At 70.3% G+C, this 22,385-nt stretch carries 17 protein-coding genes and 2 tRNA genes; 10 read left to right on the top strand and 9 right to left on the bottom strand.

The window, feature by feature from the left end:
* Positions 1–3: 3 nt before the first annotated feature.
* The 3 genes from ACXJ1Y_RS07515 to ACXJ1Y_RS07505 form a co-directional block, all read right to left on the bottom strand.
* Positions 4–1,254 carry a lipoprotein-releasing ABC transporter permease subunit gene (locus ACXJ1Y_RS07515; RefSeq protein WP_342165566.1) on the bottom strand — a complete coding sequence of 417 codons (1,251 nt, stop codon included), beginning with the start codon at positions 1,252–1,254 and terminating at the stop codon, positions 4–6.
* 84 nt (positions 1,255–1,338) lie between these two features.
* A complete protein-coding gene (proS, locus tag ACXJ1Y_RS07510; protein ID WP_463849454.1) occupies positions 1,339–2,664 on the bottom strand; it encodes a proline--tRNA ligase in 1,326 nt (441 codons plus the stop codon).
* A 479-nt stretch (positions 2,665–3,143) separates the two neighbouring features.
* Positions 3,144–3,341: a hypothetical protein gene (locus ACXJ1Y_RS07505; protein WP_463849453.1), complete on the bottom strand. Its 198-nt coding sequence runs from the start codon at positions 3,339–3,341 to the stop codon at positions 3,144–3,146.
* 177 nt (positions 3,342–3,518) lie between these two features.
* On the opposite strand from ACXJ1Y_RS07505, the gene ACXJ1Y_RS07500 reads away from it, so the two are divergent.
* The gene (locus tag ACXJ1Y_RS07500; protein ID WP_463849452.1) at positions 3,519–3,800 is read left to right on the top strand and encodes a hypothetical protein; all 282 of its coding nucleotides are present in this window, start codon (positions 3,519–3,521) and stop codon (positions 3,798–3,800) included.
* 409 nt (positions 3,801–4,209) lie between these two features.
* On the opposite strand, the gene ACXJ1Y_RS07495 is transcribed toward ACXJ1Y_RS07500, so the two are convergent.
* The 4 genes from ACXJ1Y_RS07495 to rocF form a co-directional block, all read right to left on the bottom strand.
* Positions 4,210–4,285, bottom strand: a tRNA-Asn gene (locus ACXJ1Y_RS07495).
* 185 nt (positions 4,286–4,470) lie between these two features.
* Positions 4,471–4,544, bottom strand: a tRNA-Cys gene (locus ACXJ1Y_RS07490).
* 104 nt (positions 4,545–4,648) lie between these two features.
* Entirely contained in the window at positions 4,649–5,497 is an 849-nt protein-coding gene (locus ACXJ1Y_RS07485) for an urease accessory protein UreD (RefSeq protein ID WP_463849451.1), read from the bottom strand.
* Positions 5,498–5,502: 5 nt separating this feature from the next.
* The gene (gene rocF / locus ACXJ1Y_RS07480) at positions 5,503–6,468 is read right to left on the bottom strand and encodes an arginase (protein ID WP_463849450.1); all 966 of its coding nucleotides are present in this window, start codon (positions 6,466–6,468) and stop codon (positions 5,503–5,505) included.
* 161 nt (positions 6,469–6,629) lie between these two features.
* Between rocF and urtA the strand changes: the two genes are divergently transcribed.
* From urtA to ACXJ1Y_RS07450, 6 genes are all read left to right on the top strand, one after another.
* Complete coding sequence (urtA, locus tag ACXJ1Y_RS07475; protein ID WP_463849449.1) at positions 6,630–7,931, top strand: urea ABC transporter substrate-binding protein; 1,302 nt, start codon at positions 6,630–6,632, stop codon at positions 7,929–7,931.
* Positions 7,932–8,163: 232 nt separating this feature from the next.
* Positions 8,164–9,738: an urea ABC transporter permease subunit UrtB gene (gene urtB, locus ACXJ1Y_RS07470; RefSeq protein WP_463849448.1), complete on the top strand. Its 1,575-nt coding sequence runs from the start codon at positions 8,164–8,166 to the stop codon at positions 9,736–9,738.
* A gap of 5 nt (positions 9,739–9,743) precedes the next feature.
* Positions 9,744–10,898, top strand: coding sequence for an urea ABC transporter permease subunit UrtC (gene urtC, locus ACXJ1Y_RS07465; RefSeq protein WP_463850057.1), 1,155 nt, complete (start codon positions 9,744–9,746; stop codon positions 10,896–10,898).
* 14 nt (positions 10,899–10,912) lie between these two features.
* Positions 10,913–11,692: an urea ABC transporter ATP-binding protein UrtD gene (gene urtD / locus ACXJ1Y_RS07460; protein WP_463850056.1), complete on the top strand. Its 780-nt coding sequence runs from the start codon at positions 10,913–10,915 to the stop codon at positions 11,690–11,692.
* A 184-nt stretch (positions 11,693–11,876) separates the two neighbouring features.
* Positions 11,877–12,572 (top strand): urea ABC transporter ATP-binding subunit UrtE, encoded by a 696-nt coding sequence (urtE, locus tag ACXJ1Y_RS07455; RefSeq protein ID WP_463849447.1) that lies wholly within the window; start codon positions 11,877–11,879, stop codon positions 12,570–12,572.
* Positions 12,573–12,675: 103 nt separating this feature from the next.
* A complete protein-coding gene (locus tag ACXJ1Y_RS07450; protein ID WP_463849446.1) occupies positions 12,676–14,832 on the top strand; it encodes a methyl-accepting chemotaxis protein in 2,157 nt (718 codons plus the stop codon).
* A gap of 237 nt (positions 14,833–15,069) precedes the next feature.
* Here the strand turns inward: ACXJ1Y_RS07450 and ACXJ1Y_RS07445 are convergent, their stop codons facing one another.
* Both ACXJ1Y_RS07445 and ACXJ1Y_RS07440 read right to left on the bottom strand, forming a co-directional pair.
* Complete coding sequence (locus ACXJ1Y_RS07445) at positions 15,070–16,470, bottom strand: ATP-binding protein (RefSeq protein ID WP_463849445.1); 1,401 nt, start codon at positions 16,468–16,470, stop codon at positions 15,070–15,072.
* On the bottom strand, positions 16,467–17,186 hold the full coding sequence (locus ACXJ1Y_RS07440) for a response regulator (RefSeq protein ID WP_463849444.1): 720 nt from the start codon (positions 17,184–17,186) through the stop codon (positions 16,467–16,469). The genes ACXJ1Y_RS07445 and ACXJ1Y_RS07440 overlap by 4 nt, the downstream gene beginning before the upstream one ends.
* Before the next feature lie 137 nt (positions 17,187–17,323).
* Between ACXJ1Y_RS07440 and ACXJ1Y_RS07435 the strand changes: the two genes are divergently transcribed.
* The 3 genes from ACXJ1Y_RS07435 to ACXJ1Y_RS07425 all read left to right on the top strand — a co-directional run bounded on the left by ACXJ1Y_RS07435 (position 17,324) and on the right by ACXJ1Y_RS07425 (position 22,353).
* Positions 17,324–18,550: an acyl-CoA dehydrogenase family protein gene (locus ACXJ1Y_RS07435; protein WP_463849443.1), complete on the top strand. Its 1,227-nt coding sequence runs from the start codon at positions 17,324–17,326 to the stop codon at positions 18,548–18,550.
* Between the two features lie 108 nt (positions 18,551–18,658).
* Positions 18,659–20,527 carry a glycoside hydrolase family 15 protein gene (locus ACXJ1Y_RS07430; RefSeq protein ID WP_463849442.1) on the top strand — a complete coding sequence of 623 codons (1,869 nt, stop codon included), beginning with the start codon at positions 18,659–18,661 and terminating at the stop codon, positions 20,525–20,527.
* Between the two features lie 134 nt (positions 20,528–20,661).
* On the top strand, positions 20,662–22,353 hold the full coding sequence (locus tag ACXJ1Y_RS07425) for a methyl-accepting chemotaxis protein (RefSeq protein WP_463849441.1): 1,692 nt from the start codon (positions 20,662–20,664) through the stop codon (positions 22,351–22,353).
* The last annotated feature ends 32 nt before the right edge of the window (positions 22,354–22,385 follow it).

The following is a 22,385-nucleotide window of genomic DNA, read 5'->3' as shown; positions in this document are numbered from 1 at the left end:
GCCTCAGCCGTAGCGCAGGGCCTGCACCGGATCGAGCCGGGCGGCGCGCCACGAGGGATACAGGGTGGCGGCGAGCGACAGGAGCAGCGTGGTCACGACCACCGCCGTGATCTCGCGCGGGTTCATCTCGGCGGGGATCTCGGCGAGGAAGCGCACCGTCGGATCCCAGGCGCCGGGGAAGAGGAAGCGCTGGATCGGCTTGATGTTCACGGTGATGAGGATGCCGAGCACCAGCCCCGAGAGGGTGCCCACCACGCCGATCAGCGCGCCGTTGATGAGGAAGACCCGCATCACCGTGCCCGGCGTCGCGCCCATGGTCCGCAGGATCGCGATGTCGCTCGACTTGTCCCGCACCAGCAGGATCAGGCCGGAGACGATGTTGAGCGTCGCCACCACCACGATCAGGCTGAGGATCAGGAACATCACGTTCCGCTCGACTTCGAGGGCCCCGAAGAAGGTCCGGTTGCGCTGGCGCCAATCGGTGAGGAGCAGGGGCCGCTCGGCCGCCATCTCCAGGGGCTCGCGCATGTCGCCGACATGGTCGGGGTCATCGACGTAGATCTCGATCAGCGAGACGTCGCCCTCGCGGTTGAAGAAGGTCTGCGCCTCCGCGAGCGGCATGAACACGAAGGTCTGGTCGAACTCGGTCATGCCGACCTCGAACACCGCCTTCACCGCGTAGCTCTTGGTGCGCGGCGCCGTACCGAAGGGGGTCGAGGCGCCCTTCGGCGTCGAGAGGGTGATCGTGTCCCCCGCCTGCAGGCCGAGGGAATCGGCCAGCCGCTTGCCGATCAGCACGCCGCTGCCGTCATCGAAGCCTTCCAGCGTACCGCCCCGGACGGAGGTGGTGACGGCCGCCAGCGAATCGAGATCCTGGGCGCGGATGCCCCGCACCAGCACGCCCGAGCCGCCATATTGCGAGGAGGCGAAGGCCTGCCCCTCCACCAGCGGCACCGCCGCCTTCACCCCCGCGACCTTCGACAGCCGGTCGGACAGGTCCTGCCAATCGGTGAAGGACCGGTCGATGGGCGTGGCGAAGAGATGGCCGTTGATGCCGACGATCTTCGAGAGCAACTCGGCGCGGAAGCCGTTCATCACCGAGAGTACGATGATGAGCGTGGCGACGCCGAGCGCAATGCCGAGCACCGAGAAGAAGGCGACCACCGAGACGCCGCCGCCCCGGCGCCGGGCGCGGAGGTAACGGCCGGCGAGCAGCCACTCGAAGGGCGCGAAGGGCGGCGTGCCCGCCTTCATGTTCGCGACGAAGCCGGAGGCCCATTCCGCCGCGCGGCCCCTTAGCCGGCCAACCATCGGTGCGAGCCCCGCCATCGGGCCGCCTTAGACGCGCTTGATGCGGGCCAGCAGGTCGATGGAAGCGAGGCTCTCCCGCTCGCCGCCGGCCCGCCGCTTCAGCTCGATCTTGCCTTCGGCGAGACCCTTCGGCCCGACGATCACCTGCCAGGGCAGGCCGATCAGGTCGGCGGTGGCGAACTTGGCGCCCGGCCGCTCGTCGCGGTCGTCGTAGAGGACGGAAAGGCCGGCGGCCTCCAACTCGCCCTGGATCTGCGCGCAGGCGGCATCGGTGCCCGCATCGCCGACCTTGAGGTTGATGAGCGCCACGTCGAACGGGGCGACCGCGTCCGGCCAGATGATGCCGGCCTCGTCGTGCGAGGCCTCGATGATCGCGGCGACCAGCCGGCTCGGGCCGATGCCGTAGGAGCCCATGTGGACCGGGCGCTCGATCCCGTCCGGCCCGGCGACCTTGGCGCCCATCGGCTCGGAATATTTGGTGCCGAAATAGAAGATGTGCCCGACCTCGATGCCCCGGGCGGAGAGGCGGCTCTCCTCCGAGACCTCGGCGAAGGCGGCCTCCTCGTGCATCTCCTCCGTCGCGGCGTAGCGCGAGGTCCAGGCGTCCACGAGGCCCTGGAGGCCGGCGACGTCGTCGAAATCCACCGTCTCCGGCGGAATCGCCATGTCGAGATAGGCCTTGTCGCAGAACACCGCGCTCTCGCCGGTCTGGGCGAGGATGATGAACTCGTGCGAGAGGTCGCCGCCGATCGGGCCGGTGTCGGCGCGCATCGGGATCGCCTGCAGGCCGAGGCCGGCGAAGGTGCGCAGGTAGGCGACGAACATCTTGTTGTAGGCGTGCCGGGCGCCCGCCTGATCGAAATCGAAGGAATAGGCGTCCTTCATCAGGAACTCGCGGGAGCGCATCGTGCCGAAGCGCGGCCGCACCTCGTCCCGGAACTTCCACGAGATCTGGTAGAGGTTCTTCGGCAGGTCCTTGTAGGAGCGCACGCTCGCCCGGAAGATCTCCGTGACCATCTCCTCGGCGGTCGGGCCGTAGAGCATCTCACGCTCGTGCCGGTCCTTCAGGCGCAGCATCTCCTTGCCGTAGGCGTCGTAGCGGCCGGATTCCCGCCACAGCTCGGCGGATTGGACCGTCGGCATCAGGATCTCGACGGCGCCCGCGCGGTCCTGCTCCCGGCGGATCACGTCGCACACCTTATTGAGCACCCGCAGGCCGAGGGGCAGCCACGCGTAGATGCCCGCCGATTCCTGGCGCACGAGACCCGCGCGCAGCATCAGCCGGTGAGAGACGATCTCGGCTTCCTTGGGCGTCTCGCGCAAGGTCGGCAGGAAGTAGCGGGAGAGACGCATCGATCGCTTCGAACGGGAGCCTTGCGGGGCTCGGTGGCCCCGGCGCGGGGCACACAACACGTCACTGTGGCAAAATACAAGCGGATCGTGGGGCCGGCGAAAGATCGCTCCGGTTTCTTACGGCGAGGACGCGCAACCAGGGCGCGAACACGCCGTTCCCCGTGGCCGGCAAAAAAGCGCAGATTTTTTCTCCAACCCCGGTGACAGCACGCATTGTTGTTCCTATAAGCAGGCCGCGATGTTTGCGACGCCCGAGAGGGCCGGCGCAGGGTCCGAGTCTCGGGAGGAAAAACCGGCCACCACGCAGGCAATGCGTCGGGAAAACCAAGGCCGAAAGACTGCCATTTCTAAAAGCAAGGCCTCGTGGCCTTGCTTTTTTGTTTGCGCGGACCCCGCCGAGATCATGGGGAGGCCGCCGAAGCCTTCCCGCCACGGCCACGCTTACTGCAACCCCACGCTGTATTATTGAGGCGGCGACCTCAGCGGATGCCGGCCTCGGCGAGCTCTCGGCGCCAGCATGAGGCGGAGATCTGCGCGCCCTTCTCGGTGGAGAAGGCGTAGGGCGAATGGCGCAGAGCGGTCCCGTCCGGCCGGCGGATGATCCAGCGGAAGCTCGGGAACGCGCCGGTGCAGGGCACGATCTCGACGGTGTGGCTCTGATCGATCTGTGTGCTCATGCAGCACTAACGTTCGCAACCGCGATATTGCTCCGCGTGGCGCTTGGCGGAGCCCGGGGATGTGGCACGGATACCACAATGCCTGGTTGATTTGATCCAGTAAGGATAAGCTGCCACACTCTGCCCGAACCGGCCCCGCAAGGATCGCTCATTCGAGGAACAGGAGCGGCGGAGCCGATGAACAAGCGCAGCCAGCAGGCGGACGAGGCGACGGTCGTGGCCTTCCCGGCCAGGCTCGCACCGACGGTCGCCGACGAAGGCGTCGCGTCGGTGATCGAGGTGTTGCAGGAGCAACTGGCCCTGGCGCGCGAGGGCAAGCTCCGCTCGGTGGCGGTGGTCTCGGTCTCGGCGGACGGCGAGGCGATCGGTACGCAATGGTCCTGCCGCAAGGGCGACCTGACCAGCCTGATCGGCAAGCTCACCGTCCTCACCCATGACATGATGGCCTCGCGCGAGTAGCGCGGGACGGGACGCTCCGCCTCTGGGAATGGGGCGTCCGCACAGCCGACTTGGAGCACACCTGCAACGCCTGGACCCATGACGGGGCCGGGCGTTGAATCGTGGCCGCGAGAGCCAGCCTCCGCGCCGCCCCTCCCCTCGCCACCCAGGACATTGCCGACGCCCTCGTCAGGCCGGAAAAACGGAGGACGAGGTCGCGCGCTTCGAGATCCGGTGGGCGAGCCCAACGCGTGGTTCGGATGGGCCGAGGGGAACCGCGAGAGCGCCGCTGACGTGCGCGGCGCCAATCGAACGACGCTCGCGGAGCGTATTGCCGACCGCTGGAACGGCGACGCTATTCCCTCACCTCAGCACCCGGTGCGGGAGCCAAAGCAAATAGACCAACAATGCGAGGGAGTTATTAGGGCGATGGCTCCCCGAGCAGGACTCGAACCTGCGACAAGGCGATTAACAGTCGCCTGCTCTACCAACTGAGCTATCGGGGATCGCGGGGGTGTCTCTACACAGCGCTGGCGGACCGCGCAAGCCCTGTTTGCCGGGATAAATGCCGGCGATGCCCCCGTGGCCGAAAGGCAACGCCCAGGGCGGGCGCCAGAGGCAGCGGCCAAACGCCGAAAGCCCCGGCCTTGCGGGCGGGGCTGCGTCGAACCAAGCGATAAAAGAGAAAGGATGGAGGCCTCGGAGGGAATCGAACCCCCGTACAAGGATTTGCAGTCCTCTGCGTCACCACTCCGCCACGAGGCCATCCGGTCGCGGCGCAAGGCCGCGCGGGGCCTGGCGGCTGGCCCCGGAGGCCGCGTCTCTAGCAGAGGTCGGCCCCGGCAGGCAACGGGCGAGACGCACCCAATTCAGGTCTGCCACACCCGCGGCATCGGCAACCCGCGATAGGCCGCCGTGAAGCGAGCCATGCGCTCCCGCAACGGCCCCACAATCGGCCCCAGCATCCGCAGGGCGAGATGCCCGTTCCAGGCGCTCGCCGCCGCCTCGATCCCCTCCTCCGGCCGCTCCAGCCCGGCGAGGATCGCGCGGGCCTCCTCCAGCCGGGGCTCGGCGCCGGGGGAGGCGTCGAGCAGGGTCGCCGCCGCCCCGGCGCCGCCGCCGATGGCGGGGCGGGCCAGCAGGTCCGTCACCGGGCCTTCGAGGAGGGCCGTGTCGGCATAGGCGAGGCGTCCGCCCCGCCGCACCCGCCACGCATCGGCGAAGAGCCCCTGCCCGATCCGCTCCCGCCGGGCCGCCCGGCCGAAGGCGACGATCTCCACCGCCAGCAGCCCCGCATCGGCTGCGAGATCCACCTCGAAGCGGCGGCGCAGCCGCGCGTGGTCGAACAGGATCGTCTCCTGCGGCAGCCACGCCAGCCGCGCGCCCTCCCCGATCCGCACCCGGTTCTCGATCACGCTGTCCGGCCCGTCGGATCGGTAGATCTTCTCCGCCGCCGTGGTGGTGAAGACGAGGTCGCTGCCCCCCGCGAGGTCGAGATCGACGTGGAAGACGTCGCCGCAGGCGATGCCGCCCGCCGTGTTGACCAGAACCGCCTCCGGCACGTCCCCGACCCGGGGAAAGCGCAGGCGCGAGGGGCCGGATTCGGCGAGGTCGCGCAGGCGCGTCGGCCCGCCCTCTCCGCTCGGCCCCACCGCGAGGCGGATCGTGCCCACGGAGCGCTGCCGCGAGGGGGCGCCGATTGCCTGTTCCGTGTGCATCGCCCTCACCCGCGCCCTGCCTGTTCCGCAGGCAACGGCTCCGGCGACGACGGCCGGTCGAGGATGCGGCGGCCGAACAGGCTGGCCACCAGCTCCACCAGCACCCGCGCCGAGCGCCCGCGCTCATCGAGGAACGGGTTCAGTTCGACCACGTCCAGCGAGCCGACGAGGCCGCAATCGTGCAGCATCTCCATGATGAGATGCGCCTCGCGGAAGGTCGCCCCGCCCGGCACCGCCGTCCCCACGGCCGGGGCGATGGACGGGTCGAGGAAGTCGATGTCGAAGCTCACATGGAGATGGGCGCGCGCCTCGGCCGCCCGTTCCAGCAGCCGGCGCAGGGGCGCGACGACGCCGAACTCGTCGATCTCGCGCATGTCGGTGACGCCCACTTTCCGGGCACGGACCAGGGCGCGCTCCCCGGCATCCACCGAGCGCAGGCCGAAGAGATGGACCCGGCGCGGGTCCAGCGGCGGCGGCGCCGGCTGGCGGAACAGGGCCGCGAAGCCGGGCTCGCCGCAGAGCGCCGCCAGGGGCATCCCGTGGACGTTGCCGGAGGGCGAGGTCTCCAGGGTGTTGAAGTCGGCATGGGCGTCGAGCCACAGCACCATGAGCGGCCGCCCGGTGCGGGCGCAATGGCGCATGGCCCCATCGACGGAGCCGAGCGACAGGCTGTGATCGCCCCCGGCGGCCAGCGGCACCGCCCCTTCGCCGAGCGCCGCCTCGACGGCCTCCGAGAGCGCCTGCGCCCAGGCGGCCACCGCCGGCAGGCCCGTGGCGCCGGGCGCGAGGCCGGCGGGGGCGATGTCGCCCCTGTCCTCCACCGCGTGGCCGAGGTCCCGCAGCGTGCGCACCAGCCCGGCGGTGCGCAGGGCCGCCGGTCCCATGAGCGCCCCGGGCTCATGGGTGCCGACCTCGATCGGCGCGCCGATCAGGGCGATGCGCTGCGGGGCCGCGTCGGACTCATGCATCATCGCTCTCTCCGGGCTGACCGCCCGGCTTTAGCAGAGACCGGACCGCGCCGGGATGACGGCACCGGCCTGTGATCGCTCCGGGGCTTCGATCCGCGGTTTTGCCCAAAAAACTGGCACGGCCATTGCCTCCGTCTGCGACGTCTCGCGCAGACGACAAGGGGATGACCGTGAAGACTTGGAAGACCTGGAGTTCGGCCGCCGCGCTGGCCGCCGGCCTCGCCCTCGGTGCGCTTTCGACGGGCGCCGCACGGGCGGAAGAGACCATCAAGGTCGGCATCCTCCACTCGCTGTCGGGCACGATGGCGATCTCGGAGACGACCCTGAAGGACGCCATGCTGATGCTCATCGCCGAGCAGAACGCCAAGGGCGGCCTCCTCGGCAAGAAGCTGGAGCCGGTGGTGGTCGATCCGGCCTCGAACTGGCCGCTCTTCGCCGAGAAGGCCCGCGAACTGATCTCGAAGGACAAGGTCTCGGCCGTGTTCGGCTGCTGGACCAGCGTGTCGCGCAAGTCGGTGCTGCCGGTGTTCAAGGAACTCGACAACATCCTGTTCTACCCCGTCCAGTATGAGGGCGAGGAGAGCGAGCGCAACGTGTTCTACACCGGCGCCGCGCCGAACCAGCAGGCGATCCCGGCGGTCGATTACCTGATGTCCGAGGATGGCGGCGGCGCCAAGCGCTGGGTGCTGGAGGGCACGGATTACGTCTACCCGCGCACCACCAACAAGATCCTCGAAGCCTACCTCAAGTCGAAGGGGGTCGCGGCCGAGGACATCATGATCAATTACACGCCGTTCGGCTTCTCCGATTGGCAGACCGAGGTGTCGAAGATCAAGGCGTTCGGCTCGGCCGGCAAGAAGACCGCCGTGGTCTCGACCATCAACGGCGACGCGAACGTGCCGTTCTACAAGGAACTCGGCAACCAGGGCATCAAGGCCACCGACATCCCCGTCGTCGCCTTCTCGGTGGGCGAGGAGGAACTCGCGGGCATCGACACCAAGCCGCTGGTCGGCCACCTCGCGGCCTGGAACTACTTCGAGTCGATCAAGACGCCGGAGAACGAGGAGTTCATCAAGAAGTGGCAGGCGTTCAAGAAGAACCCCAAGGCCACCACCAACGACCCGATGGAGGCCCATTACATCGGCTTCAACATGTGGGTGAAGGCGGTCGAGAAGGCCGGCACGACGGACCCGGACAAGGTCATCGCCGCCCTGCCGGGCATCGAGCAGAAGAACCTCACCGGCGGCACCGCCCAGATGCTGCCGAACCACCACATCACCAAGCCGGTCTTCATCGGCGAGATCGAAGGCAACGGTCAGTTCGACGTGGTGTGGAAGACCGACAAGCTGATCCCCGGCGAGGCGTGGTCGAAGCAGCTCGACGGCTCGAAGGACCTCGAAGCCGATTGGGTGAAGCTCAATTGCGGCAACTACAACACCAAGACCAAGAAGTGCGGCGGGGCGTGACGTGAGTCCCCTCTCCCCGTCCTGCGGGGAGAGGGCTGAGCCCCCCTTGTCGGGGGCGAAGCGAGGCGGCAGCCGGGGGTGAGGAGGCGTGCCGACCGAGACTCATCCGGTAAGCCCCCTCACCTTCGCTTCGGCTTCGCCTCCGCTTCCCACGGACACGCCAAGGTGTCCGTGGGCCTCTCCCCGCCAGCGGGGAGAGGGGTACCCGCGCCACTCCACGCGATCCCCTTGCATGATCCGCCTCCTCACCCTCCTGTTCCTGCTCCTCGCCGGCCCGGCGCTCGCCCAGGGGCCCGACCCCTACGCGCAGCTTGCCGGCGAGAGCTATGCCGAGATCGAGGCCGGCGTGGCGGGGCTCGCCGCGAGCGGCGATCCGCGGGCGGGGGCCGTGCTCTCGGCCCTGTCGGAGGGGCGCCTCCTGGCGCGGCCCTCGGACAAGGCCCTCTTCATCCGCCAGGGCAGCGCGCTCACCGACGCGAAGACCGGCGCCGCCGCGCCCGACGATCCCGCGCTCAAGGCCGTTCGCGCCAACAACCGCGTCCGTCGCGGCATCGAGGCGGCGCAGGGCCAATTGAACCTCGTGAGCCCCGATCCGGCCAAGCGCCGGGAGGCGGCGGATGCCGTGTTCAAGGCTCGGGACGCCGCCGCCCTCCCCGCCCTCGACACCGCGCTCGCGCGGGAGAAAGATGCGGGCGTCAAGCAGGTGATGAGCGAGGCCCGCGCCGCCGTCCTCCTGGCCAAACCCGGCACGTCCGAATCCGAAAAACTCGCGGCTCTACCCGCCATCCAGGCGCGGGGCGACGGCGACGCGATGGGCATCCTGCGCGGCCTCGGCGGCGATCCGAGCGAGGCGGTGCGCGCCGCCGCCGGACGGGGCATCGCGGCCATCGAGACGCGCCTCGCGATCCTCGGGGCGCTGCAGAACGTCTGGTACGGGATTTCGCTCGGCTCGGTGCTGCTGCTGGCGGCGATCGGGCTGGCCATCACCTTCGGCGTGATGGGCATCATCAACATGGCCCACGGCGAGATGGTGATGCTCGGGGCCTACACGACCTACCTCGTGCAGGAGGCGATCCGCACCAAGGCGCCGGCCCTGTTCCCGTGGTCGCTGGCCATCAGCATCCCCTGCGCCTTCCTCGTGGCGGGGCTGGTCGGGGTGCTGATCGAGCGGTTCATCATCCGCTTCCTCTACGGGCGGCCGCTGGAGACCCTGCTCGCCACCTTCGGTGTCAGCCTCGTGCTCCAGCAGGCGGTGCGCTCGCTCTTCGGGCCGACCAACCGCGAGGTCGGCGCCCCGGCCTTCATGAGCGGTGCCTTCGATTTCTACGGCCTGTCCGTCACCTGGGGCCGGATGTGGATCATCCTGTTCTCCCTGGCGGTGTTCCTCGGCCTGCTGTTCGTCCTGCGGAAGACCTCGTTCGGCCTGAAGACCCGCGCCGTCACCCAGAACCGGCGGATGGCCGCCGCGATGGGCATCCGCACGCCTTACGTCGATGCCCTCACCTTCGGGCTCGGCTCCGGCATCGCCGGGATCGCGGGGGTGGCCCTGTCGCAGATCGACAACGTCTCGCCGAACCTCGGCCAGGGCTACATCATCGACTCGTTCCTCGTGGTGGTGTTCGGCGGCGTCGGGAACCTCTGGGGCACGCTGGTCGCGGCCCTGACGCTCGGCGTCGTGAACAAGCTTGCCGAGCCGTATATCGGCGCGGTGCTCGCCAAGATCGGGCTTTTGATCTTCATCATCCTGTTCATCCAGAAGCGCCCGCGCGGGCTGTTCGCGCTCAAGGGCCGGGCGGTGGAATCGTGAGCGCCATGCCCCCCCGCACCCGCCTCATCGACCTGAAGGGCTGGATCTTCCTCGCTGTGCTGGCGGCCTTCTGCCTCGCCGTGCCGGTGCTGAACCTCGCCGTGCCGGAGGGCTCCGGGCTGCACCTGCCGACCTACCTCGTCTCGCTGTTCGGCAAGTACCTCGCCTATGCGCTGCTGGCCGTCAGCCTCGACCTCGTCTGGGGCTATTGCGGCATCCTCTCGCTCGGCCACGGGGCGTTCTTCGCGCTCGGCGGCTACGCGATGGGCATGTACCTGATGCGCCAGATCGGCAGCCGGGGCGTCTACGGCAATCCGCTCCTGCCCGACTTCATGGTGTTCCTGAACTACAAGAGCCTGCCCTGGTATTGGTACGGGTTCGACCATTTCGCGTTCGCCGCGCTGATGGTGCTCCTCGTGCCGGGGCTGCTGGCCTTCCTGTTCGGCTGGCTCGCCTTCCGCTCGCGGGTGACGGGGGTCTACCTGTCGATCATCACCCAGGCGATGACCTACGCCCTGATGCTCGCCTTCTTCCGCAACGACATGGGGCTCGGGGGCAACAACGGCCTCACCGACTTCAAGGATCTTTTGGGATTCAACGTCCAGTCCCAGGGCTTCCGCGTCGGCATCTTCGTCGCCACCGGCATCGCCCTGGCGCTCGGCTACCTGATCGCCCGCGTGATGACCGTCTCGGCCTACGGCAAGATCCTGATCGCCGTGCGCGACGCCGAGAGCCGCACCCGGTTCCTCGGCTACCGGCCGGAGCACTTCAAGACGCTCGCCTTCACCGTCTCGGCGATGATGGCGGGCGTGGCCGGCGCCCTCTACGTGCCGCAGGTCGGCATCATCAACCCCGGCGAGTTCGCGCCGGGCAATTCCATCGAGGCGGTGATCTGGGTCGCCGTCGGCGGACGCGGCACCCTGGTCGGCGCGGCGCTCGGCGCCGTGATCGTCAACTATGCCAAGACCATCCTGACCGGCGCGATGCCCGATGCGTGGCTCTTCGCGCTCGGCGCCCTGTTCGTCATCGTGACGCTGTTCATGCCGCGGGGCATCGTCGGGACGCTCATGGAGAAGTTCGGCAGCCGCCGGGCGGCGGCGAAGCTCCCGCCGGAGCCCGAGATCGCCCCGAAGCTCGCGGAAGAGGGACGAGGCTCGTGAGCGCCACCGCCGTGATGGACCGGCCCGCCGCCGGCCCGGCCAACAAGACGAAGGTGACGGGGGCGCTGCTCTACGTCGATGACCTGCGCGTCACCTTCGACGGCTACAAGGCCCTACGCGGCCTGTCGCTGACGCTGCTGCCGGGGGAGATGCGGGCGATCATCGGCCCGAACGGCGCCGGCAAGACCACGATGATGGATTGCATCACCGGCAAGACGAAGCCCGACAGCGGCATCGCCCTGTTCGACGGCGCGCACGACCTCCTCGCCCTCGACGAGCCGGCCATCGCCGACCTCGGCATCGGCCGCAAGTTCCAGAAGCCCACCGTCTTCGAGAGCCACACGGTGGCCGACAACGTCCTGCTGGCGCTGAAGGGCCCCCGCGCGGCGGCCGCCTCGCTGTTCGGCTGGCGCAACCGCGTGGCGGGCGAGCGCATCGACGCGATCCTCACCACGGTCGGCCTCATCGCCCACCGGGCCCGGCCGGCGGCGGACCTCAGCCACGGGCAGAAGCAATGGCTGGAGATCGGGATGCTGCTGGCGCAGGACCCGAAGCTCCTCCTCGTGGACGAGCCGGTGGCGGGCATGACCGACGCCGAGACCGCCCAGACCGCCGAGCTGCTGCGGCGGATCGCGGGGGACCACGCCGTGGTGGTGGTGGAGCACGACATGCATTTCGTGCGGGCGCTCCAATGCCGCGTCACCTGCCTGCACGAGGGCGCGGTGCTGGCCGAGGGCTCCATCGACGCGGTCTCGGCCGACCCGAAGGTGGTTGAAGTGTATCTGGGGCGGTGATGAACGCGTTCCTCCCCTGCCTCCCCCCTCATCCTGAGGTGCCGTCGCGCCGCGACGGCCTCGAAGGAGGGCTCCAGAGCCCGCCGCGATCCCTGGAAGTCTCCTTCGAGGCGGCGGACGCCGCACCTCAGGATGAGGTCGTGGAGGGGAGACGCAGGTCATTCGCAGCCGGGACGACACCATCATGCTGAGCGTCGAGGGCATCGACCTGTATTACGGCGCGGCGCAGGCCCTGCGCGGCGTCTCGCTCAAGGCCGAGGCCGGGCAGGTCACGACCGTGCTCGGGCGCAACGGCGTCGGCAAGACCTCCCTGCTCCGGGCCATCGTCGGGCAGCAGCCGGTCAAGGGCGGGGCGATCCGCCTCGACGGCCGGGAGATCCAGGGGCTCGCCCCCTACGACCGGGCGCGGGCGGGCATCGCCTTCGTGCCCCAGGGCCGGGAGATCTTTCCGCTCCTGACGGTCAAGGAGAACCTGGAGACCGGGTTCAGTCCCCTGAAGCGGCGGGACCGGCACGTCCCCGCCGAGATCTACGACCTGTTCCCGGTCCTGAAGGACATGCTGCACAGGCGCGGCGGCGACCTCTCCGGCGGGCAGCAGCAGCAGCTCGCCATCGGCCGCGCCCTCGTCACCCGCCCGAAGCTCCTCGTCCTCGACGAGCCGACGGAGGGCATCCAGCCCTCGATCATCAAGGATATCGGCCGGGCCATCACCTACCTGCGCGGCAAGGGTGAGATGGCGATCGTGCTGGTCGAGCAGTATTTCGAATGGGCGCGCGACCTCTGCGACAGCTACGCCGTGATGGATCGCGGCCAGGTCGTGCTGTCGGGCCCCCGTTCCGGGATGAACGAGGCCGACGTGCTGCGCTGGATGTCGGTGTGACGGAAAACCGGGCACTACATTCGTGAGAAAGCGCGGTTCTTAAATCTCCTTTCAAGGCCGAGCTGGTAGCGTCCCTCGCAATCAGGATTTGCAGGGATCTATCATGCTACTGTCTTCGCGGCTGAGTGCGCGCCTTCCGGCCATGACGATCGGCTTGGCCCTCATGAGCGCCGCGACCATGGGGGGCATCAGCTGGTACTCGGCGCGGACGAGCCTGCTGAAGGCGGCGGGCGAGCGGCTTCACCTCGCCGCCTCGGCCCGGCAGGACAGCATCGAACTCACCGCCGACCGGATGCAGGCGGATTTCGTCGGGGTGGCGGCGCATCCGCAGATCGTCTCGAACTTCCCCGACCTGATCGAGACCCTCGATCCCGCCAAGCCCGAGACCGCCGGCATCGTGGATGCCTTCCGCGCGCCGAAGAGCGTCGCGGAGCGGATCGCCCTCGACGGAGGCCCCGCGACGGGGATGTACGGGCGCCGCCACGGCAAGGTGCAGGAGATCGCCCGCAAGATCGTGGCCCAGCCGGGCTATGGCGACCTGATGTTCCTCGATGAGGCGGGCCACGTCGCCTACACGACCACGAAGGGCGAGGATTTCGCCGCCACCGTCGCGGACGGCCCGCTGAAGGCCACGGGCCTCGCCCGCCTCGTGGAGCGCCTGAAGGCCGCCGAGCCGAACGCGGTCCTGTACGAGGATTTCGCCCCCTACCCCGTGGGCTCCGGCCCCTCGGCCTTCATCGGCCGGGCGATGTCGAAGCGCGCCAACGTCGCCATGGGCACCTCGCAGGCGGTGGAGCGGATCGGCTTCGTCGTGATGCGCGTGACCCCCGCGCTGTTCGATCAGGTGCTCGCCAAGCGCACCGGGCTCGGCGAGACCGGGCAGGTGCTCGCCACCGGGCCGGACGGCGCCCTGCGCAGCAATCCGCCCCTCGCCCCGCAGGCGAAGGCCGGCTCGCCCATCTCGGCGCTCGGCCTCACGGTCGCCGACATCTCGGGCCGCGAGGGCTTCACCTACGAGGCCGCCAACGGCCCGCAGATGGGCGCCGCCGCCACGGTCTCGGTGCTGGGGGCGCCCTGGACCGTGATCGCGGAGCAATCCCAGGCCGAAGCCATCGAGGACGCGCGGGCGCTCTCTCGCACCCTGGTGATGATCGGCCTGATCGTGCTGGCGGCGACGGCCGGGCTCGGCCTGTGGCTCGCCCGCTCCATCGTGCGCCCGCTGGGCGCCCTCACCCGCGCCCTGAAGGCGCTCGCCGCCCGCGAGGACCTCGCCGAGGTGCCGGGCAGCCGCCGGGCCGACGAGATCGGCGACATCGCCCGCGCCGTCGTGACCATCCGCGACATGACGCTGGAGGAGGCCGCGCAGCAACTGAAGACCACCGAGGCCGCCCGCCTGCGGGAGGAGCAGGCCCGCCGGGCGATGCTCACCGACCTCGCGGACCGCTTCGAGCAATCGGTGGTGGGCATCGTCGGCGAGGTGACGGGGGCGGTGTCGAGCCTGGAGGGCACCTCCGGCACCATGCGCAACGCGGTCGGGGAGACGTCGAGCCGGTCGGCCAACGTGGCGAGCGCCGCGCACCAGACCGCCGCCAGCGTCAACACCGTGGCGGCGGCGGCGGAGGAGCTTGGCGCCACGGTCGCCGAGATCAGCCGTCAGGTCGAGCAGGCGGCCGGCATGTCGGACGCGGCGGTGCACGAGGCGCAGCGCGCCGGGCAGACGGTGGCGGACCTCTCCGCCGCCGCCACCCGCATCGGCGACGTGGTGCGGATCGTCTCGGCCATCGCCGGGCAGACCAACCTGCTGGCGCTCAACGCCACCATCGAGGCCGCCCGCGCGGGCGAGGCCGGGCGCGGCTTCGCCGTGGTGGCGAACGAGGTGAAGGAACTCGCCGCGCAGACGTCCCGCGCCACGGACGAGATCGGCCAGCAGATCGCCTCGATCCAGACCGCGACCGGCGGCGCCTCGGAGGCGATCCACTCCATCGCGGCGCAGATCGAGGCCATGAACCGCACCACCACCGGCATCGCCGCGGCGGTGGAGCAGCAGGGGGCGACGACGCAGGAGATCGTGCGCAACATGGGCCAGGCGTCGCAGGGCACCAGCGCCATGACCTCCGACATCGCCGAGGTCGCCCGCGTCGCCGACGAGGCGGGCCGCGCGGCCTCCTCGGTGGCCGCCGCGACGGGGCAGCTCTCCGCGCAATCGGAGCGGCTGCGGGCCGAGGTCGCGCACTTCCTGCAGAACGTCCGGGCGGCCTGAGGGCCATGGCTGAAGGGGCGGATCGCCCCTCTGTCCGCACCCACCCTCCACCTCATCCTGAGGTGCCCGCCTCGGCGGGCCTCGAAGGAGGGCTCCAGAAGGCGCTGCGATCCCTGGAGCCCTCCTTCGAGGCCTCCGCTGCGCTCCGGCACCTCAGGATGAGGTTGGGCGTGGAAAAACCGCCGACTTCTCGGCCAGACTCTCAGGGTGAGGACGAGGGTAGGATCGGGAAAACGGCTACGCCGCCCGCGCGGCCAGCGCTTCCCGCGCCGGCTCCGCCGGCTTGCCGCCGGAGAAGTCCCGCGCGGCCAGGGGCAGTTCGAGGGCCGCGCAGAGGCCGCCCTCGGGGCGGTTCTCCAGGATCAGGCGCCCGTCATGGGCCTCGACGATGGCCTGGACGATGGACAGGCCGAGGCCGAAGCCGCTCGCCGCGTTGAGGTTGCGCGCCCGGTCGCCGCGCACGAAGGGCTGGAGCATCGTCTCGCGCTCCGCGTCGGGGATGCCCGGTCCCGCATCGATCACGCAGACCCGCACCCCGCGATCCGAGCCCTCCATGACGAGGCGGGCCTGCCCGCCGTACTTCACGGCGTTGTCCACGAGGTTGGTGATCGCCCGCTCCAGCTCGTCGGGCTGCCCGCGCACGAGGACGTGGCGGCTCCGCTCCACGGCCACCGGGGCGCCGATATCCGCGAAGCCGTCGCAGACGGTCTGCACCACCGAGGCGAGGTCCACGAGGCTGTGGCTCCCCGCATCCCGCTGCTGCCCGTCGCGGACGAAGGACAGGGCCGCCTCCACGAGGCCGTTCATCTGGTCGAGGTCGCGCAGGGTCGCGGCCCGCGCGCCCTCGTCCTCGATGAACTCGGCGCGCAGGCGCAGCCGGGTGATCGGCGTGCGCAGGTCGTGGCTGATGGCGGCGAGCATCTGCGTGCGGTCGTCGATGAGGCGGCGCACGCGGGAGCGCATCCGGTCGAGCGCGCTCGACACGGCCAGCACCTCCTGCGGCCCGGCCTGCGGCAGGGCGACGTGGTCGTCCCGCGCGCCGAAGCCCTCGGCCGCGCTGGCGAGCCGGGCGAGCGGCGCCGTGAGCGCCCGCGTGGCCCAGACGCAGAGCAGGGCCAGCGTCAGCGCCAGGAACACGCCCGTGAAGATCAGCGCGCCCTGGCGGGGCGGGCGCAGGGGATCGTCGGCGAGCGTCGCGCGGAACATCGCGCCGTTGCCGGTGGCGATGCCGACATGCAGGTACTCGCCGTCCCCGGTGGGCCTGAGGCTCGTCACCGTCACCGGGCGCCCGGCGGCGGCGCGCAGGCGGCGGATCACCGCCCGGTCGGGCGCCGGCTCGGCCCCCTGCGGCGCCACCCCGTCCCAGGGCTCGACCTCGACGAGGGGCAGGGAGCGCGCCCCCGCCGCGATCAGCGCGGGGCGGACCGAGGGTTCGGCCACGTCGAGGAGGCGGGCCAGGACGCCGACCCGCGCCGCCGCCACGCCGGGCAGGGCGTCGGGGTTCTGCGGCTCGTGGAGCAGGAAGAACGAGGCGGTGGCGACCACATGCGCCACCGCGATGCCGGCCACCACGAGGAGGGCGATCTGCCCCGCGATGCTGCGCGGGCGGAGGCGGGCGCGCAGACCGGCCAGGGTCATGAGCGCGTGACCTCGGGGGTGAACAGGTAGCCCCCGGAGCGGATGGTGCGGATGTATTCGGGGTTGCGCGTATCGACCTCGATCTTCTGGCGGATGCGCGAGACCAGCACGTCGATGCTGCGCTCGAACGGGCCCGCCGCCCGCCCCTGCGTCAGGTCGAGGAGCTGGTCGCGGGAGAGCACCCGCCCCGGCCGCAGGCAGAGGGCGTGGAGCAGGTCGAACTCGGCGCCGGTGATCGAGACCCGCGCCCCCTCGGGGCTGAGGAGTTGGCGCAGGGAGACGTCGAGCGTCCAGCCGGCGAAGTGCAGGCGCTTGCGCTCGTCCTGCTCCGGCGCCTCGGCCGAGACCCGGCGCAGGATCGCCCGGATGCGGGCGAGCAGTTCGCGCGGGTTGAACGGCTTGGCGAGGTAATCGTCCGCCCCGAGTTCGAGGCCGAGGATGCGGTCGACCTCCTCCGACTTGGCGGTGAGCATCAGGATCGGGATCTGCGAGGTCTCGCGCAGGCGCCGGCACAGGCTGAACCCGTCCTCGCCGGGGAGCATCAGGTCGAGGACGATGAGGTCGATCCGCGCCTCGGCGAGCGCCCGCTCCATCTCGCGGCCGTCGCCGGCCAGCGTCACGCGGCAGTCGTTGCCGCGCAGGTAGCGCGCCACGAGGGCCGAGATCTCGCGGTCATCCTCCACCACAAGGATGTGGGGCGTGGCGGGAGCGGTCATCGCGCGGGATTCTAGGAGTGGATCGGCGAGCGTCATGCCCCGATTATGGACCGCCCGCGCCGATATTCGAAGATCGCGGAGGGAACCATTTTGTAAACCGGTGTTTCCGACCCCGCGAGATCAATCGGGGACCGTCCATGACAGGGACCGCACGCATCGAACCGCGACCGCCGGAACTGGCCTCTCCGTGGCGGACGGAGGCCCGCGCCGCCCTCCAGGCGGAGGCCCGCGCCTTCGCCCGCGACACCGTTCTGCCGCTGGCCGACGAACTCGACCGGCACAAGGCCGAGATGCCCCCGTCCCTGATCGCGGCGATGGCCGACCGGGGCTGGTTCGGCATCACCATCCCTGAGGACCATGGCGGGATGGGGCTCGGGGTGTTCGAATATTGCCTCGTCTCCGAGGAGTTGGCCCGGTCCTGGCTGTCGGTGGGCTCAATCCTGGCGCGGGGCCAGGGGCTCGGCACCCAGACCCTCGACCCGGAACGCCGCGCCGACCTGATGCGCCGCTCGGCGCGGGGCGAGTGGATCGGCTCGATCTCCCTGTCCGAGCCCAATGCCGGCTCGGACCTCGCGGGCGTGACGACGAAGGCCGTGCGCGAGGGCGACACCTGGGTGCTCACCGGCCGCAAGCGCTGGGCGGGCTTCGCCAAGGGCGCGCATTTCATCGAGGTGCTGGCCCGGACCCGCGAGCCGGGCCCGTCCGAATCGCGCTCGGCGGGGCTGGAGCCCTTCCTCGTGGTGAAGGAGCCCGGCACCTTCCCCGCAAACATGACCGGCCGGGTGATCGACAAGATCGGCTACCACGGTTTCGAGACCTTCGAGCTCGACCTCGACGGCGTGCGGGTGCCGGAGAGCGACCGCCTCACCGGCCTTTACGGCGACCAGGGGGCGGATGCCGATTCCGGCGGGTTCGCCGCCGTGCAGCGGGGCCTCAACATCGCCCGGGTCCACACCGCCGCGCGGGCGGTGGGCGTGGCGCGGGCCGCTGTGGAGGATTGCCAGCTCTACCTGCAGGAGCGGGAGCAGTTCGGCCACCCGATCGGCGACTTCCAGGCCTTGCGCTTCGCCCTCGCCGACATGGCCGCCGAGGTGACGCAGGCCCGCGCCTTCTGGCAGCAGGTGGCCCATCTCCTCGACCTCGGCGAGCCGGCGGAATCCGAATCCGCGATGGTGAAGCTCACCTGCACCGAGATGGCGGTGAAGGTGACGAACCAAGCGATGCAGCTTCACGGCGGCAACGGCTACACCACCGAGCGCCGGGTGGAGCGCTATTGGCGCGACGCGCGGCTCACCACGATCTTCGAGGGCACCAGCGAGATCCAGCGCCGGATCGTCAGCGACAGGATGCTGCCGCGCCCCTGAGCCCGTGCGGCGAATCGTCGAGCCGGACTCCCCCCTCCCCCGTTGCCGGCTACCTGAGCAGCGGGGGATGTCATCCGCTGCCCGTGCAGCGGCCCAACCGGTATGCCAGTGTCCAAGCCCATCAGCGATTACGCCCTCGTCGGCGATACCCATTCCTGTGCGTTGATCGCCCGCGACGGCTCGGTCGACTGGCTGTGCTGGCCGCGCCACGATTCCCCCGCCCTGTTCCTCAAACTCCTCGACGACGAGAAGGGCGGCTCCTGCGCCCTCGCCCTCGACGGGCTCGACCGGACCCATCGGCGCTACCGGCCCGAGACCAACATCCTCGAGACGACCTTCGAGACGCGCACCGGCCGCGCCGTCCTCACCGACGTGATGCCGGTGAACCCGCCCGCCCCCGAGCCCGAGGAGGGCCCGGACGGCGAGGGCGAGAGCCGGCTGATCCGCCGCCTCACCTGCGAGGAGGGCGTGATCGAGGGCCGCTTCACCGTGCGCCCGACCTTCGATTACGCCCGCCGGCCCTGCGAGCCGATGGAGGACAGGGGTTCGGTGCTGTTCGAGGCGGGGGATTGGCGGCTGCGGGTCAACGCCTCGCCCGGCCCGCGCATCGCGGACGGGAGCGCCCTCGTGACGTTCCGCCTGAGCGCGGGCGAGACCGCCTACCTCGTCCTCACCCATGGCGAGGACGACGAGGGCGCCGCCATCGAGGATCTGGCCGGCGCCGACCGGCGGATCGCGACCACGGAGGAATACTGGCGCCGCTGGAGCGCCCGCTGCACCTATCGCGGCCCCTACCGGGAGACGGTGCTGCGCTCGGCGCTCTGCCTGAAGCTCCTCACCTATTCGCCCTCCGGCGGCATCGTCGCGGCGGCGACCGCCGGCCTGCCCGAGGCGGTGCCCGGCAACCGCAACTTCGACTACCGGTTCACGTGGATGCGCGACGCCGCCTTCACGGTGACGGCCTTCGTGATGCTTGGCTACGTCCGCGAAGCCTCGGAATTCCTGCGCTTCCTGCGCGAGCGCGACGACACCTACGGCCGCGACACGCGGCTCATGTACGGCGTCTGCGACACGATCCCGCCCGAGGAGGCGCTGACCCATCTCTCCGGCTGGAACGGGATCGGGCCCGTGCTCATCGGCAACGCCGCCGAGGGGCAGGACCAGCACGACATCTACGGCGAGTTGCTGCGCGCCCTCTGCGTCTTCCTCGAAGCGGTGGATTACGACCCGCCCGAGAAGGTCCACGACCGCCTGCCGAAGGTGCTCGACAACCTCACCGACCGGGCGATCCGCCACCGGCACGACGCCGACAACGGCATCTGGGAATTGCGCACCGGGCCGCGCCAGCAGCTCCACACCAAGGCGATGCTCTGGGTGGCGCTGACCGACGCCGCCCGGATCGGCCGCCACATCCGGGGCGTGCCGGAGGACAAGATCGCCGCCTGGGAGCAGGCCGCCGCCGAGATCCGCGCCGAGTATCTGGAGAAGGGCTGGAGCGAGGAGCGCGGCGCCTTCACGGGCGCCTACGGATCGCACCATCTCGATGCCGCCGTGCTGCGCGTCGCCCTGTTCGGGGCCATCGACCCCTCCGACCCCCGCCTGCGCTCCACCCTGGCGGCGGTCGAGCGGGAACTCGGCGTCGGCGACCTGATCTACCGCTACCGGATGGAGGACGGGTTCGAGGGCGACGAGGGCGCCTTCACCGCCTGCGCCTTCTGGCGGGTCGGCTGCCTCGCCCTCGACGGCCGGACGGGGGAGGCCAAGGCCGCCTTCGAGCGGCTGGTCGCCCGGGGCAACGATGTCGGCCTGTTCGCGGAGGAGATCGATCCCGCCACCGGCGAGCAGCGGGGCAACACCCCGCAGGGCTTCTCCCACATGGCGCTCATCAACGCCGCCCTGCGGCTCGATGCGTCCATCGCGAAGTTCGGCCTGCCCGGCGACGGCGCGGCCGAACCGGAGCGGCGCGCGGCCGAATAGGTCCGTCATCAACTGGCCGTGATCCGCTATCGGAATGATCTAATTCCACTCACCGGAGACGATCTTCTTAATTCGACGACATCATGTCTTTAATTTTTGCCGACCAGCTTGGCGGCATCGATTGGAGACAGGCAATGTTACGTCTAGCGGATCTCAAGGTTCTGACGAAGATCGCGGGTGTGATCGGGTTGATCTCGGTGATCGTCGGGGGATGCGTCTGGTACGCGCAGGGCCGCATGACCCAGATCGACGACGCCTACAGCACCTTCATCGACCAGGAGGCGGAAGCCGCCATGCTGTCGCGCCGCACCAACCGGCTGATCTTCGAATTGAACTATTGGATCTACCGGGTCATCGCGGAGACCGAGGACGGCCAGATGCAGGCCGCCAACCGGGGCTTCGACGCGGCCGTGCCGAACATGAAGGAGGCGCTCGCCGAGTTCCGGCACAAGGCGCCGGCCTTCGCGGACCGGATCGAGGCCCAGGCCGCGCGCATCGAGCGCTTCGTCCAGGACGCCAGCGAGGTCCGCCGCCTCGGCATGTCCAACCAGAACGCCGACGCCATCGCTTTCGTCCACCGGGTCATCGACCCGAACTTCAACGCCATGGTCGATGAGGGCAACAAGCTCGGCGATGCCATCCGCGACGGCATGCGCAGCGGTTCGGGCCAACTCACCGCCCAGACCAACGCCACCCGCTACAGCCTGATGGTCTTCAGCGGCCTCGGCATCATGGTCGGGTTCCTGGTCGCGTTCCTCGTGGCCTCCTACGGCATCACCCGCCCCCTCGGCAGCCTCGTCACGGTGCTGCAGCGGATGGCGAAGGGCGAAATCGACGCGCAGATCCCGGAGGCGAAGCGCGGCGACGAGATCGGCGCCGTCGGCAGGGCGGTCGAGGGCATCAAGGCGATGGTCGCCCAGAAGGCCGCCGAGCAGGCCGAGATCAAGCGCATCGCCGACGAGGCGGCCGCCCGCGAGCGCAAGCGCACCATGGTCGAGTTGGCCGACGGCTTCGAGGCGGCGGTCGGCGGCATCGTCGGCATGGTCTCCTCCTCGGCCACCGAGTTGCAGGCCACCGCCCAGCAGATGAGCTCGGCCGCCGGAGAGACCGCCGCGCAATCCACCACCGTCGCCGCCGCCGCCGAGGAAGCGGCGTCGAACGTCGGCACCGTCGCGGCGGCGGCGGAGGAACTCGGCACCTCCGTGCAGGAGATCGGCCGGCAGGTGCACGGCTCGGCGACGCTGGCCCAGGCCGCCGTGGGCGAGGCCGACCAGACCGCCGCCCTGGTCCAGGCCCTGCGCCAGACCTCGGCGCGGATCGGCGACATGGTCGGGCTGATCTCGAACATCGCTTCGCAGACCAACCTGCTGGCGCTCAACGCCACCATCGAGGCCGCCCGCGCCGGCGAGGCGGGCCGCGGCTTCGCCGTGGTCGCGGCGGAGGTGAAGGAACTGGCCAACCAGACCGCCAAGGCGACGGAGGAGATCGGCAGCCAGATCGGCGAGATCCAGGGTGTGACGGATCAGGCGGTGACGGCCATCGGCGCGATCACCGGCCGGATCCGCGAGATCAACAGCGTGGCGACGTCCATCGCGGCGGCCGTGGAACAGCAGGGGGCGGCGACGCAGGAGATCGTGCGCAACGTGGCCCAGGCGTCGGCCGGCACCACGGAGGTGACGAGCAACATCGTGGGCGTGGCGCGAGCCTCGGAGGATACCGGCGCGGCGGCGGAGCAGGTCCTGTCGGCGTCCGGCGAATTGTCCCGCCAGTCCGAGCACCTGACGGCCGAAGTCGCGCGCTTCCTCAACAACGTCCGCGCGGCGTGAACGAGAGACGAGAAAGCCCCCCGCCCTGACCG

The sequence above is a fragment of the Methylobacterium sp. TK26 genome, from assembly GCF_055361565.1.
Note: the sequence above shows the minus strand (reverse complement) of the source record. Positions and strands in the feature narration are given on the sequence as shown.